This window comes from Pseudomonas sp. 7SR1 (assembly GCF_900156465.1).
Lineage (GTDB): Bacteria > Pseudomonadota > Gammaproteobacteria > Pseudomonadales > Pseudomonadaceae > Aquipseudomonas.
In genome coordinates, this window is the sequence record NZ_LT707064.1 from 1,782,506 (window position 1) to 1,795,525 (window position 13,020).

Sequence of the window (13,020 nt, forward strand, 5' to 3'; positions counted from 1 at the left end):
CCGCAATACCTGTCCGCCGTGAGGTCAGGCCCGCAAGACTCCCATCCTCAAGCCTTCTGTTCGAACACCACGTAGATCTTGCGGCACGGTTCCAGCACTTCCCAGGTACCCTTGAAACCTGCCGGGATCACGAAGCGGTCGCCGGCCCGCAAGGTCTTGGCATTGCCTTCCTGGTCTCGTAGTACGGATACGCCCTGGACGATCTCACAGTATTCATGCTCGGTGTAGTTGACGGTCCACTGACCGACGGCGCCTTCCCACACGCCAGCATTCATCTGCCCGCAAGGGCTGTTGTAGTGGTTGAACACGGCCTGCTCGGGGTCACCCTTGAGGACCTTGGCCGGATCCGGGCGATAACGGTCGGCGGCGGTGCTGGCCTGACTGAAGTCGACGATGTCCTGGATGTTCATTTGCGTAATCCCTGGTGAATGCCTGGAAGGTTCCGAGTCTATGTTTATTAAAATGAACATCGCAAGGCCGTTTACTGGCCTTGTGTCAAATATATTGAAACTTGAGGGGCGGCTGGTTTAGGGTGGCGGGTGCCCTGTGCCAAAAACGTACGCCGCGAATAGGCTGGCCGGGCAGAATTCTTGAGCGCTGCGCGCAGCACGGCGTTTATTTTCCAATAAGAGGAGGACACTCGCATGACCACCCTGACTCGTGCCGACTGGGAACAGCGTGCCCGCGATCTGCGCATTGAAGGCCGCGCCTTCATCAATGGCGAATACACCGATGCAGTGTCCGTTGAAACCTTCGAGTGCGTCAGCCCGGTCGATGGCCGTTTGCTGGGCAAGATCGCCAGCTGCGACGTTGCCGATGCCCAGCGAGCCGTAGAGAACGCACGCGCCGTCTTCAATTCCGGCGCCTGGTCGCGCCTGGCGCCGAGCAAGCGCAAAGCCACCATGATTCGTTTCGCCGGCCTGCTCAAGCAGCACGCCGAAGAGCTGGCCCTGCTCGAAACCCTGGACATGGGCAAGCCTATCAGCGACTCGCTCAACATCGACGTTCCCGGTGCGGCCCAGGCATTGAGCTGGAGCGGCGAAGCCATCGACAAACTCTATGACGAAGTGGCCTCGACCCCGCACGACCAACTGGGCCTGGTAACCCGCGAGCCAGTGGGTGTCGTGGGAGCTATCGTGCCGTGGAACTTCCCGCTGTTGATGGCCTGCTGGAAGCTGGGCCCGGCGCTGTCCACCGGTAACTCGGTGGTACTCAAGCCCTCGGAAAAATCCCCGCTGACCGCTATCCGTATCGCCGCCCTGGCTGTCGAGGCGGGCATTCCGAAAGGCGTGCTGAACGTGTTGCCCGGCTATGGTCATACCGTAGGCAAGGCCCTGGCCCTGCACATGGACGTCGATACGCTGGTGTTCACCGGTTCCACCAGGATCGCCAAGCAGTTGATGATCTATTCCGGCGAATCCAACATGAAGCGCATCTGGCTGGAGGCCGGTGGCAAGAGTCCGAATATCGTGTTCGCCGATGCCCCGGACCTGCAGGCCGCCGCCGAAGCGGCCGCCAGCGCCATTGCCTTCAACCAGGGCGAAGTCTGCACCGCCGGCTCGCGCCTGCTGGTGGAGCGCTCCATCAAGGACACTTTCCTGCCCCTGGTGATCGAAGCCCTCAAGGGCTGGAAGCCGGGTAATCCACTGGATCCGGCCACGACGGTCGGTGCGCTGGTGGACACCCAGCAGATGAACACCGTGCTGTCCTACATCGAGGCCGGTCATGGCGATGGTGCCAAGCTGGTGGCTGGCGGCAAGCGGATCCTGGAAGAAACCGGTGGCACCTACGTCGAACCGACGATTTTCGACGGTGTGAGCAATGCCATGAAAATCGCCCAGGAGGAGATCTTCGGCCCGGTCTTGTCGGTCATCGCCTTCGATACCGCCGAGCAAGCCATCCAGATCGCCAACGACACGCCCTATGGCCTGGCGGCGGCGGTATGGACCCGGGACATCTCCAAGGCCCACCTCACCGCCAAGGCCCTGCGGGCCGGCAGCGTGTGGGTAAACCAGTACGACGGCGGCGACATGACCGCGCCGTTCGGTGGCTTCAAGCAGTCGGGCAACGGACGCGACAAGTCGCTGCATGCGTTCGATAAATACACCGAGCTGAAGGCGACCTGGATCAAGCTCTGACAACGAAGACCCCGCGCTTCATGTAGCCCGGGTCCCTTGTGGGGGCGAGCTTGCTCGCGATAGCGGTAAGGCAGTCGACGACTCTGTTGAATGTTGCGCCGTCATCGCGAGCAAGCTCGCTCCCGCATTTGTTTTGGGCGAACACTGAAAAGCGAATAACTGTCCACAGGAGCGTGGAAATGCGTTGGGCGACTTATTTCGCCGTGTTGTCGTCAGTCCTGAGCGTCGGCCTGGCCCTGGGCGTAAGCATGCCGCTGGTGTCGCTGCGCCTGGAGAGCTGGGGCTATGGCTCGTTTGCCATTGGAGTGATGGCGGCCATGCCGGCCGTGGGAGTGTTGCTCGGTGCCAAGGTGTCGAGCCGCCTGGCGGCGCGTTTCGGCACGGCGGCCTTGATGCGCCTGTGCCTTTGGGGCGGCGCGGTGTCCATCGGGATGCTGGCGCTGTTGCCCAGCTATTCGGTATGGCTGGTATTGCGGTTGTTGATCGGTGTGGTCCTGACCCTGGTGTTCATTCTGGGTGAGAGCTGGATCAACCAGTTGGTCGTTGAACAGTGGCGGGGCCGACTTGTGGCGCTGTATGGCAGCAGCTACGCCTTGAGCCAACTGTCTGGTCCGTTGCTGCTCGGCGCCTTGGGCACCGAGCACGATTACGGCTTCTGGGTGGGCGTAGCCCTGCTGCTGGTCTCGCCGCTGTTATTGCTTGGCCGTAGCGGTGCTCCCAGCAGCGAAGCCTGCAGCGTTACGCTCAGGGATCTATGGGGTTTCTGCCGGGGCTTGCCCGCGATTGCCTGGGCCGTGTCGCTGTTCGCCGCGTTCGAGGCGATGATCCTGACGCTGTTGCCGGTGTATTGCCTGCGCCAGGGATTCAGCGCCGATATCGCCCTGGCGATGGTCAGTACGGTGGTTGTGGGTGATGCCTTGTTGCAACTGCCCATCGGAGCCTTGGCCGATCGGTTGTCGCGCCGCTCGCTGTTCGCCGGTTGCGCGGTGGCGCTGACCTTGTCCAGCCTCGCTGTTCCATTGTTGATCGATACCTTGCTGATCTGGCCCCTTTGGGTGCTGTTCGGTGCCAGTGCGGGCGGATTGTTCACCTTGTCGTTGATCCTGATCGGCGAGCGTTATCGCGACGATGCGCTGGTGCGGGCCAATGCCCATATCGCCCAGCTGTGGGGAATCGGTTGCTTGATCGGCCCCTTGGTGGCGGGCGCGGGCAGCCAGTGGATCAGCGGCCATGCACTGCCCTTGTTCATGGCCGTGGGAGCGTTCGGGCTGGTGATCCTGTTGTTGCGCCAGGGAGCGTTTGGCACCGCGCAGACCGCCTGAATCCTGCAAGCGCGACACAGCGCCTACAGCATTCGCTCCAGCCCCACGGTGGTGGCGAACCAGGCGTTGAAGCGTCGCCACCAGCTACCCGGCTCGCTGTCCAGGTCGTGCAGTTTGCCGTTGTCCTCGGTGCTCCACACGAGCCTGCCATCCTTGAGCCGGGCTTGATAGCTGAGCGGCGGCGCCATGCCTTGCAAGGCCAGCTCACGCACTTGGCCGGCAAGTTCCGGGCTGTCCACCAGGACGCCTACCTCGGTGTTCCACAGCACTGAGCGCGGGTCGAAATTGAAAGACCCGATGAAGGACTTCTGCCGGTCGAAAATGATCGCCTTGCTGTGCAGGCTGGAATCCGATTCGCCGTAGGACTTGCTGTAGAACAGGTGGGGGCTGCTGCCTCCGGTATCCCCGGGTTGGCGGCGCAGTTCGAACAGGCGTACCCCATGCTCCAGCAACGCCCTGCGATAGGGCGCATAACCGCCATGCACCGCGGGTACATCGGTGGCTTCCAGTGAGTTGGTCAGCAGGCTCACCGAGACTCCGGCATCGGCGCGGCTGGTGAGGTACACCAGCCCTGGCTGACCGGGCACGAAATAGGCCGAAATCATGATCAGTTCGTCCTGCACCCCCGTCAGCTCCGGTCCCAACTGCGTGGTCAACAGCAACTGCGGATCCGGCTCGTCCTTGGCCAGCACTTTGCTGGGGGCGTCCCACAATGCCTGGTTCCAGGCCCAGATCAACTGAGTGCGCCAGATATCCAGGCGTGGCTGAGTCCTGTAGGTGGTCAGCTGTCGGTACAGCGCCTGGTTCTCCTTGTGCGTCTGTTCCAGGGACTCCTGCAGGCGTTGGCGACTGTTGGCCAGGTCCTGGGCGGTGGGGCGATGGGACAGGAATTGCTCGATGGGCTTGCTCAGGGCACTGTTCCAGTACTGGTCGAAGCTGTGTCCCAGCTGTTCGGCTACCGGGCCGACGCCTAGCAGGTCGATGTCGGTGAAGTTGAGGTTGGGCTCGGCATCGAAATATTCATCCCCCAGGTTGCGCCCGCCGACGATCGCCATGCTGTTGTCCGCCAGCCAGAGCTTGTTGTGCATCCGCCGATGCTGCAACGACAGGTTGAACAGGCGCCCCAGGCCACGGGTTACACCGGTGGCGCGCCCCAGGTGCAGCGGGTTGAACAGGCGGATCTCGATCTGTGGATGTGCGGCGAGGGTGGCGATGATTTGCTCCTGGCCGTCGCTGGTGGTGTCGTCCAGCAGGATCCGCACTCGCACGCCGCGGTCGGCGGCCTTGAGCAACTCATCCACCAGCATCCGCGTGCTGATGCCGTCGTGCACGATGTAGTACTGCAAATCCAGGCTGCTCTGGGCCTGGCGAATCAGCTCGGCGCGGGCGGAGAAGGCGTCGGCGCTGTCGGACAGCAGGCGGAACCCCGAGCGCCCCTCGTGCGGGGCGGCCTGGCTCTGGACCGAGCGGCCGAAGGAAGACTGTGAGGCCGGCAGCGCCTGGGACGGCTCGCGAGTGACATCAAGACTGGCGCAGCCACCCAACAGCGAGGCGATTAACAGTAGAGCAGTCAGGATCGGTCTGGGTCTCACGTAGGAGCGTTCCGCAAGTTGGCATCTATCGGCTGTCGGGTGCTGCTTCCCTGCGTAAGTTCAGACGACGTCGCGTTGGCTTTCGTTCAACAACGCGATGGCGGCCGCACCGACCCTGCGCACGGCTTCTTCGATCTGTGCCGTTGGTTTGGCAGCGTAGTTCATCCGCAGGCAATTGCGGTATTTGCCCGACGCGGAAAAGATGCTGCCGACGGCGACCTGTACGCCCTGGTCGTTCAGGACCCGGTTGAGCTTCAGCGTATCGAAGCCTTCGGGCAACTCGACCCACAGCATGAAGCTGCCCCGCGGGCGACTGGCCCGGGTGCCCGGCGGAAAGTAGCGACTGACCCAATCGATCATCACGTCGCGATTGCGCTGGTACTGGGTGCGCATCCGGCGCAAGTGGGGTTCGAAATGCCCGGCCTTGAGGAACTCGGCGATGGCGATCTGCGGCTGCGGGGCGGTGGAACCGGTGCTGATGTATTTCATGTGCAGCACCCGTTCCAGATAGCGTCCCGGCGCTACCCAGCCGACCCGCAGGCCGGGTGCCAGGGTCTTGGAAAACGAACTGCAAAGCAGGACTCGGCCGTCTTCGTCGAAGGATTTGATCGTGCGTGGTCGTGGATAGGTGTAGGCCAGTTCCCCATACACATCGTCTTCGATAATCGCCACGTCGAAGCGTTGAGCCAGGGTCAGCAGGGCGCGTTTATTGGCGTCCGGCATGATATAGCCCAGCGGGTTGTTACAGCTGGGCGTCAACTGTATGGCCTTGATCGGCCACTGTTCCAACGCCAGTTCCAATGCATCCAGGCTGATACCGGTCAGTGGGTCGGTGGGGATTTCCAGTGCTTTCATGCCCAGGCCCTTGAGGGTCTGCATGGCGCCGTGAAAGCTGGGGGAGTCTACCGCGACGATATCGCCTTGCTCGCAAGTGGCGCGAATGCTGACCGACAGCGCCTCGTGGCAACCGGTAGTGACGATCAGGTCACCCGCCCCGAGTGTGCAGCCGCAAGCCAGTAACAGGCGGGCGATCTGCTCGCGCAGTGCCAGGTTGCCGTAGATATTGTCGTAATACAGCCCCGGCATATCCTGCCGGCGGCTGATTTGCGCCAGGCTGCGCAGCAGCGGTTTCATGGTCGGTGAGTGGATATCCGGCATGCCGCGCCCCAGCTGTACCACGTCCTTGCGCGGTACCGCACGTATCAGTTCAAGCACCTGGTCCCATTGGGAGATGTCCACCGGACGCTGGGCCGGGCGGCCAACCGCCGGCAGCTCGGGCAATTCTCGGCTGACCGGCACGAAATAACCGGACTTGGGCTTCGGCATCGCCAGGCCGCTGTCTTCCAATACGCGGTAGGCCTGCTGCACCGTACTCAGGCTGACCCCGTGCTCCACGCTCAGGGCCCGCACCGACGGCAGCCGGTCGCCCGGACGATAGAAGCCCTGTTCGATGCGAGTGCCGAGCAATTCGGCGAGGTTCACGTAGAGGGTCATGGCGTACTCTCGATAGAGGTGAGAACGATACCGATACAGTTGGCCGGGAAAAACAGGATTCAGTGACGGAAAAGCCTTATCTGTATGCTTCTAAAAGACAATGGTTGAATCTGTATTACATTTGGCCGTCCGCGCATCATGAAAGCTCTGGCTACCCAAGTAAACAGGAGCGATGAAAATGAACGGCTTGAGCGATGTACGGCTGGCGCTGCACGGTCAGGAACTCCAGGCGGGGCAGGAAAGGGAGTTGCGCAATCCAATGCTGCGCAGCGGGCCTGCCTGCCTGAGCCGCTGGGGCCTGTTCTGGCATCGCTTGCATACACGCAAGGCCTTGCTGGAGCTGACGCCCGAACAGTTACGGGATATCGGGTTGACGCGTGAACAGGCGAGGGAGGAGGGGCTCAAGCCATTCTGGCGGCTTTGAGCAATCGCTCGCCAAGCGCAGACGGGGATGGCGAGAGTCTGGATGCCCTCGCCACACCCCACCATGGATCAGACCAGCTCTTTCATCCTGTGCCACAGCATGCCCAGCGCCAGCAGCGGCGAGCGCAAGTATTTGCCGCCGGGGAAGGTGATATGGGGCACCCGGGCGAACAGATCGAACCTGCCGCTTTGTTGCCCGCTGATGGCCTCGGCCAGCAACTTGCCGGCCAGGTGCGTGGCATTCACCCCATGGCCTGAGTAAGCCTGGGCGAAATACACATTGGGTTGATCCTTCAGCCGGCCGATCTGCGGCAGGCGATTGGCGCCGATGCCGATCATCCCACCCCACTGATAATCGATTTTCACATCAGCCAGTTGCGGGAAGACCTTGAGCATCTTCGGACGCATATAGGCGCCGATGTCCTGCGGATCCCGCCCCGAATAATGACAGGCGCCTCCGAACAGCAAGCGTCGGTCCGCCGAAAGCCGATAGTAATCCAGCGCCACTCGCTGATCGCAGACAGCCATGTTCTGTGGCAATAGACGCTGTGCCAGGTCCTCGCTCAGGGGTTCTGTGGCAATGATGTAGCTGCCGGCCGGCAGCACCTTGCCGCTCAGTTCCTGGTTGAGGCCATTGAGATAGGCATTGCAACCCAGGACCAGGGTCTTGGCGCGGACCGAGCCCTGTTGTGTATGTACCGTCACTTCCGGGCCGTAGTCGATGCGCGTGACCGCCGATTGCTCGAACAGGCCGACCCCCAGGCGCTGTGCCGCATCGGCTTCGCCCAGGGCCAGGTTCAGCGGGTGCAGGTGGCCCGAGCCCATGTCGATCAGGCCACCCACGTAGCGATCCGAACCCACTACGCTGTGCATCTCGTGGGCCTGCAGCAGTCTCGTTGTGTGGCGATAACCCAGGGCGCGCAATTCTTCGGCGTCTTCGGCGAAACCTTCCAGGTCGGCAGGTTTGTTGGCGAGGTCGCAATAACCCCAAGTCAGGTCGCAAGGAATCTGAAAACGCTCGATGCGTTGTCGGACGATTTCTACCGCTTCCAGGCCCATGAGTTTCATCTCGCGCACGCCATCGGCCCCGATGACCGGGGCGAACTGATCGAGGCCATGGCCGACGCCACGGATCAACTGGCCGCCGTTACGCCCGCTCGCCCCCCAGCCGATCTTGTGTGCCTCCAGCAAGATGACGCTCATGCCGCGCTCGGCCAGTTCGATGGCGGTGTTCAGCCCGGAAAACCCGCCGCCGACCACGCACACATCCGCCATCCGCTCGCCTTGCAGCACTGGGTGGTCCGGCTGTGGCAGGCTGCTGGCGGCGTAATAGGAGGCGGCGTGTGCGTGGCTCGGGACAGCTTGCTGAACACGGGCGTTCATGTGCGTAATCCTGATTGTCATGTTTGAGAAATTTTACGGAGCATAAGCCGCGACTTCGCTCATGGGCAACATCGGTCGGCCGACGCTGTCTGGCGCACTGCTTTTAAGGCAGAATCCCGAACTGTCTCGCCTTGGTAGCCGTTTCGATGAGTTGCAACAGTCAAAAAATCCGCACGCTGCGCCAGCAGATCCCGTCGTTCGAATGTGTGCCGGGCTGCCATGACTGCTGCGGACCGGTGACGACGTCCCCCGAGGAAATGGCCCGTCTGCCGCGCAAGACCCGGGCCGAACAGGACGCCGCCCTGGAAGCGCTCGATTGCGTTCACCTGGGACCGAACGGTTGCACCGTCTATGACGAGCGACCGTTGATCTGTCGGCTGTTCGGCACCACGGCGAGTCTGCCATGCCCCAATGGCCGGCGCCCGGTGGAGCTGATCCATCCGCGGGTCGAGCAGCAGATCCATGAGTACATGGCCAGCAATCGGCAGGTATTGGTCTGACGCCGCAACGCCCAGGTTCAATCCGGAATCGGCAGGTTCAGGCTCTCCTTCACCTCTTCCATCACGATGTAGCTCTTGGATTCACGCACGTGGGGCAGCTTGAGCAGGATGTCTCCCAGCAGCTTGCGATACGAGGCCATTTCGGAAATCCGTGCCTTGACCAGGTAGTCGAAATCCCCCGACACCAGGTGGCATTCCAACACATGGGGCAATTTCAGCACGGCGCGTCGGAATTCTTCGAAAGTGTCGCCGGACTTGTAGTCGAGGCTGATCTCGACAAACACCAGCAGGCTGCCTTTGAGGTGCTGCGGGTTTAGCCGGGCGTTGTAGCCCATGATGATCCCTTCGCGCTCCAGGCGCCGCACCCGCTCGGTACACGGTGTGGTGGACAGGCCGACCTTTTCGCCCAGCTCGGTGAAGGAGATCCGCCCGTCGGCCTGGAGGATGCGCAGGATGTTGCGGTCGATCTTGTCCAGCTCGCGTTTGGTCTGTGTATTGGTACGCACAGGGGATGCTCCTCCATGAAAAGGGTTTTTGCCGAGAATTCTCGCCAAATATAGGCATTTATATAGTGAAAAGCACTGGCTGATCTTTTTTAAACTGCGCGCATCAAAGCTGTGTACAACAAACGTCAGCGGTTATCCGCGATGAGGTCATAAAATGCGCGTTCTGGTCTTGGGTAGCGGCGTCATCGGCACTGTCAGTGCTTACTATCTGGCCCGGGCCGGGTTTGAAGTGGTGGTGGTCGACCGTCAGCCGGCGCCGGCCATGGAAACCAGCTTCGCCAACGCCGGCCAGGTATCGCCGGGTTATGCCTCGCCGTGGGCCGCGCCGGGTGTGCCGCTCAAAGCCATCAAGTGGTTGCTGCAGCGTCATGCTCCGCTGGCCATCAAGGCCACTGCCGACATCGACCAGTACCTGTGGATGGCGCAGATGCTGCGCAATTGCACCGCCAGCCGTTATGCCATCAACAAGGAGCGCATGGTGCGCCTGTCGGAGTACAGCCGCGACTGCCTCGACGAACTGCGCGCCGAAACCGGCATTGCCTACGAAGGCCGTACCCTGGGGACGACACAGTTGTTCCGTACCCAGGCCCAGCTCGACGGCGCGGCGAAAGACATCGCGGTGCTGAAGGAGTCCGGCGTGCCCTTCGAGGTGCTCGATCGCGAAGGCATCGCGCGGGTCGAGCCGGCCCTGGCCAATGTCACCGATATCCTCGCCGGCGCCTTGCGGTTGCCCAACGACCAGACCGGCGATTGCCAGATGTTCACCACGCGCCTGGCGGAAATGGCCGTCAAGCTCGGTGTGGAATTCCGCTTCGGCCAGAACATCCAGCGCCTGGATTCTGCCGGCGACCGCATCAACGGCGTCTGGATCGACGGCAAGCTGGAAACCGCCGACCGCTACGTCCTGGCCCTGGGCAGCTATTCGCCGCAATTGCTCAAGCCCCTCGGTATCCGTGCACCGGTGTATCCGCTCAAGGGTTACTCCCTGACCGTGCCGATCACCAATCCGGCAATGGCGCCCACCTCGACCATCCTCGACGAAACCTACAAGGTGGCGATCACCCGCTTCGACAACCGCATCCGCGTGGGTGGCATGGCGGAAATCGCCGGTTTCGACCTGTCCCTGAACCCGCGTCGCCGCGAAACCCTGGAGATGATCGTCAACGACCTTTATCCTCAGGGCGGTGACCTGGCCCAGGCCAGTTTCTGGACCGGCCTGCGCCCGACCACCCCGGACGGTACGCCGATCGTCGGCGCCACGCCGTTCAGGAACCTGTTCCTGAACACCGGCCATGGCACGCTCGGCTGGACCATGGCTTGCGGTTCCGGTCGTCTGCTGGCGGACCTGATGGCTCGGAAAAAGCCACAGATCAGCGCCGAAGGTCTCGATATTTCCCGTTATGGCAGCAAACATCAGGAGTCTGCGAAACATGGCAATCCAGCGCCAGCTCACCAATGACCGCATGAGCCAGGTTGTGGTGCACAACGGCACCGTTTACCTGGCCGGGCAAGTCGGCGACGACATGAGCGCCGGCATTGAACAACAGACCCGCGAAACCCTCGCCAATATCGAGCGTCTGCTCGACCTGGCCGGGACCGACAAGAGCCGCTTGCTGTCGGTGACGATCTACCTGAAAGACATCGAGGCGGATTTCGCAGGCATGAACGCGGTCTGGGACAAATGGCTGCCCCAAGGTGTCGCGCCGGCACGGGCCACAGTGCAGGCCCGGCTCTGCGAGCCGGGAATCCTCATTGAACTGTCGGTCGTGGCCGCGCTGCCGTAAACCGATCGAACCAGTCCCTCTCCCGGCGCTGTTGATGGTGCATGCCGTCAGCCAGCGCCGGTTTTTTACCCTGTCCGACTATTAGAAGTCTGCCGCCATGCGTCCTGCCCGTGCCCTGATCGATCTCCAAGCCCTGCGTCATAACTACCAACTGGCCCGCGAAGTCACAGGGGCCAAGGCCCTTGCGGTCATCAAGGCCGACGCCTACGGGCACGGTGCGGTACGTTGCGCCGAGGCCCTGCAGGACAGTGCCGATGGGTTCGCCGTGGCCTGCATCGAAGAGGCCCTGGAGTTGCGGGCCGGTGGGATCCGTGGGCCGATCTTACTGCTGGAAGGCTTTTTCGAAGCCGATGAATTGGCGTTGATCGTCGAGCATGACTTGTGGTGTGTCGTGCACTCGTTGTGGCAGCTCGAAGCGATCGAGAAAGCGACGATGAGCAAGCCGATCACCGTCTGGCTCAAGCTTGACTCCGGGATGCATCGGGTCGGCTTGCACCCGGCGGACTATCAAGGCGCCTACCGTCGACTGCTGGCCAGCGGCAAGGTGGCGAAGATCGTGTTGATGACTCACTTTGCCCGTGCCGATGAGCTGCATGACCCCAGCACTGTCCAGCAACTGACGGTGTTCGAGGCTGCGCGCCAGGGCCTGGTGGCGGAAACGAGCCTGCGCAATTCACCGGCGGTTCTGGGTTGGCCGCAGATACCAAGCGACTGGGTGCGTCCGGGCATCATGCTGTATGGCGCGACGCCCTTCGAGGAGGCCCAGGCCACGGCGTCACGCCTGCAACCGGTGATGACACTGGAGTCGAAGATCATCAGCGTGCGGGAATTGCCCGCCGGCGAGCCGGTGGGATACGGCGCCCGTTTCGTGACCGCGCAACCGACCCGGGTCGGGGTGGTTGCCATGGGCTATGCAGACGGCTATCCGCGCCAGGCGCCGACCGGTACGCCGGTGCGGATCGACGGACAGCCCAGCCAACTGGTCGGGCGAGTGTCGATGGACATGCTGTGTGTCGACCTGACGCACCTGCCCCAGGCCGGCCTCGGTTCCACCGTTGAGCTTTGGGGAAAGCACGTGCTCGCCAGTGACGTGGCGAAGGCCGCCGGGACGATTCCCTATCAGATTTTTTGTAACCTGCGACGAGTGCCACGGCTCTATTCCGAGGGCTGAGGCGAGGCTGGGTCGACCGGAGGTCGCTTCACCGCACGGGATTCGGGCCAAAGTGTTGTAAATACTGAACGCTGTCGCCATGATAACGCTCACTTACCACACAACACTCCCTGGAGGTTCCTGCATTGGACGTCGGTGAACGACTGCAAGCCATTCGTAAACTCAAAGGTCTTTCCCAGCGTGAACTCGCCAAGCGCGCGGGCGTTACCAATAGCACCATTTCCATGATCGAGAAAAACAGCGTCAGCCCCTCGATCAGCTCGCTGCGCAAGGTTCTCGGCGGGATTCCCATGTCCATGGTCGAATTCTTTTCCGAGGAAATCCTCCAGGAGAAACCTACCCAGATCGTCTACAAAGCCAACGAATTGATCGACATCTCCGATGGTGCCGTGACCATGAAGCTGGTGGGCAAGGCGCACCCGAGCCGGGCGATTGCCTTTCTGAACGAAATCTATCCGCCTGGCGCCGATACTGGTGACGAGATGCTCACCCACGAGGGCGAGGAAACCGGGATCCTGGTGGAGGGCCGGTTGGAGTTGGTGGTGGGGGCCGAGACATTCGTGCTCGAGGCAGGCGACAGCTACTATTTCGAGAGCACCAAGCCACACCGTTTTCGTAATCCGTTCGATACGCCGGCGCGACTGATCAGCGCAGCTACGCCGGCCAATTTCTAGGAAAAACGGCGCCGAGCCTGGATGGCAAAGGCG

At 62.0% G+C, this 13,020-nt stretch carries 13 protein-coding genes; 8 read left to right on the forward strand and 5 right to left on the reverse strand.

What is annotated here, in order from left to right; translation table 11 throughout:
- Positions 1 to 47 precede the first annotated feature (47 nt).
- Complete coding sequence (locus BW992_RS08005) at positions 48 to 410, reverse strand: cupin domain-containing protein (RefSeq protein ID WP_072390701.1); 363 nt, start codon at positions 408 to 410, stop codon at positions 48 to 50.
- Positions 411 to 644: 234 nt separating this feature from the next.
- Between BW992_RS08005 and BW992_RS08010 the strand changes: the two genes are divergently transcribed.
- Together BW992_RS08010 and BW992_RS08015 are read left to right on the forward strand one after the other, a co-directional pair.
- Positions 645 to 2,138: an aldehyde dehydrogenase gene (locus BW992_RS08010; protein ID WP_076405959.1), complete on the forward strand. Its 1,494-nt coding sequence runs from the start codon at positions 645 to 647 to the stop codon at positions 2,136 to 2,138.
- Positions 2,139 to 2,317: 179 nt separating this feature from the next.
- Complete coding sequence (locus tag BW992_RS08015; protein WP_076405961.1) at positions 2,318 to 3,460, forward strand: MFS transporter; 1,143 nt, start codon at positions 2,318 to 2,320, stop codon at positions 3,458 to 3,460.
- A gap of 23 nt (positions 3,461 to 3,483) precedes the next feature.
- Here BW992_RS08015 and BW992_RS08020 read toward each other — a convergent pair whose 3' ends face one another.
- Both BW992_RS08020 and BW992_RS08025 read right to left on the reverse strand, forming a co-directional pair.
- The gene (locus BW992_RS08020; RefSeq protein WP_072390693.1) at positions 3,484 to 5,052 is read right to left on the reverse strand and encodes a phospholipase D family protein; all 1,569 of its coding nucleotides are present in this window, start codon (positions 5,050 to 5,052) and stop codon (positions 3,484 to 3,486) included.
- A 60-nt stretch (positions 5,053 to 5,112) separates the two neighbouring features.
- On the reverse strand, positions 5,113 to 6,546 hold the full coding sequence (locus tag BW992_RS08025) for an aminotransferase-like domain-containing protein (protein WP_072390690.1): 1,434 nt from the start codon (positions 6,544 to 6,546) through the stop codon (positions 5,113 to 5,115).
- Positions 6,547 to 6,724: 178 nt separating this feature from the next.
- On the opposite strand from BW992_RS08025, the gene BW992_RS08030 reads away from it, so the two are divergent.
- Entirely contained in the window at positions 6,725 to 6,970 is a 246-nt protein-coding gene (locus BW992_RS08030) for a DUF1127 domain-containing protein (RefSeq protein WP_072390687.1), read from the forward strand.
- Between the two features lie 68 nt (positions 6,971 to 7,038).
- Here BW992_RS08030 and BW992_RS08035 read toward each other — a convergent pair whose 3' ends face one another.
- Positions 7,039 to 8,352 carry an NAD(P)/FAD-dependent oxidoreductase gene (locus BW992_RS08035; protein WP_076405964.1) on the reverse strand — a complete coding sequence of 438 codons (1,314 nt, stop codon included), beginning with the start codon at positions 8,350 to 8,352 and terminating at the stop codon, positions 7,039 to 7,041.
- 146 nt (positions 8,353 to 8,498) lie between these two features.
- Between BW992_RS08035 and BW992_RS08040 the strand changes: the two genes are divergently transcribed.
- On the forward strand, positions 8,499 to 8,852 hold the full coding sequence (locus tag BW992_RS08040) for a YkgJ family cysteine cluster protein (protein ID WP_072390681.1): 354 nt from the start codon (positions 8,499 to 8,501) through the stop codon (positions 8,850 to 8,852).
- 17 nt (positions 8,853 to 8,869) lie between these two features.
- Here BW992_RS08040 and BW992_RS08045 read toward each other — a convergent pair whose 3' ends face one another.
- Positions 8,870 to 9,358 carry an Lrp/AsnC ligand binding domain-containing protein gene (locus tag BW992_RS08045; protein ID WP_003206849.1) on the reverse strand — a complete coding sequence of 163 codons (489 nt, stop codon included), beginning with the start codon at positions 9,356 to 9,358 and terminating at the stop codon, positions 8,870 to 8,872.
- Positions 9,359 to 9,512: 154 nt separating this feature from the next.
- Between BW992_RS08045 and dadA the strand changes: the two genes are divergently transcribed.
- From dadA to BW992_RS08065, 4 genes are all read left to right on the forward strand, one after another.
- Positions 9,513 to 10,817 (forward strand): D-amino acid dehydrogenase, encoded by a 1,305-nt coding sequence (gene dadA, locus BW992_RS08050; RefSeq protein WP_072458532.1) that lies wholly within the window; start codon positions 9,513 to 9,515, stop codon positions 10,815 to 10,817.
- On the forward strand, positions 10,789 to 11,142 hold the full coding sequence (locus BW992_RS08055) for a RidA family protein (protein WP_076405966.1): 354 nt from the start codon (positions 10,789 to 10,791) through the stop codon (positions 11,140 to 11,142). The genes dadA and BW992_RS08055 overlap by 29 nt, the downstream gene beginning before the upstream one ends.
- Positions 11,143 to 11,239: 97 nt before the next feature.
- Complete coding sequence (gene alr, locus BW992_RS08060) at positions 11,240 to 12,313, forward strand: alanine racemase (RefSeq protein ID WP_072430953.1); 1,074 nt, start codon at positions 11,240 to 11,242, stop codon at positions 12,311 to 12,313.
- 125 nt (positions 12,314 to 12,438) lie between these two features.
- Positions 12,439 to 12,987 (forward strand): cupin domain-containing protein, encoded by a 549-nt coding sequence (locus BW992_RS08065; protein ID WP_072430952.1) that lies wholly within the window; start codon positions 12,439 to 12,441, stop codon positions 12,985 to 12,987.
- The last annotated feature ends 33 nt before the right edge of the window (positions 12,988 to 13,020 follow it).

Excerpts from the sequence above, each read along its gene's own strand:
- BW992_RS08025 (WP_072390690.1), bottom strand. The coding sequence starts at position 6,546 with ATGACCCTCTACGTGAACCTCGCCGAATTGCTCGGCACTCGCATCGAA.
- dadA (WP_072458532.1), top strand. The coding sequence starts at position 9,513 with ATGCGCGTTCTGGTCTTGGGTAGCGGCGTCATCGGCACTGTCAGTGCT.
- BW992_RS08030 (WP_072390687.1), top strand. The coding sequence starts at position 6,725 with ATGAACGGCTTGAGCGATGTACGGCTGGCGCTGCACGGTCAGGAACTC.
- alr (WP_072430953.1), top strand. The coding sequence starts at position 11,240 with ATGCGTCCTGCCCGTGCCCTGATCGATCTCCAAGCCCTGCGTCATAAC.
- BW992_RS08005 (WP_072390701.1), bottom strand. The coding sequence starts at position 410 with ATGAACATCCAGGACATCGTCGACTTCAGTCAGGCCAGCACCGCCGCC.
- BW992_RS08040 (WP_072390681.1), top strand. The coding sequence starts at position 8,499 with ATGAGTTGCAACAGTCAAAAAATCCGCACGCTGCGCCAGCAGATCCCG.
- BW992_RS08015 (WP_076405961.1), top strand. The coding sequence starts at position 2,318 with ATGCGTTGGGCGACTTATTTCGCCGTGTTGTCGTCAGTCCTGAGCGTC.
- BW992_RS08055 (WP_076405966.1), top strand. The coding sequence starts at position 10,789 with ATGGCAATCCAGCGCCAGCTCACCAATGACCGCATGAGCCAGGTTGTG.
- BW992_RS08035 (WP_076405964.1), bottom strand. The coding sequence starts at position 8,352 with ATGAACGCCCGTGTTCAGCAAGCTGTCCCGAGCCACGCACACGCCGCC.
- BW992_RS08010 (WP_076405959.1), top strand. The coding sequence starts at position 645 with ATGACCACCCTGACTCGTGCCGACTGGGAACAGCGTGCCCGCGATCTG.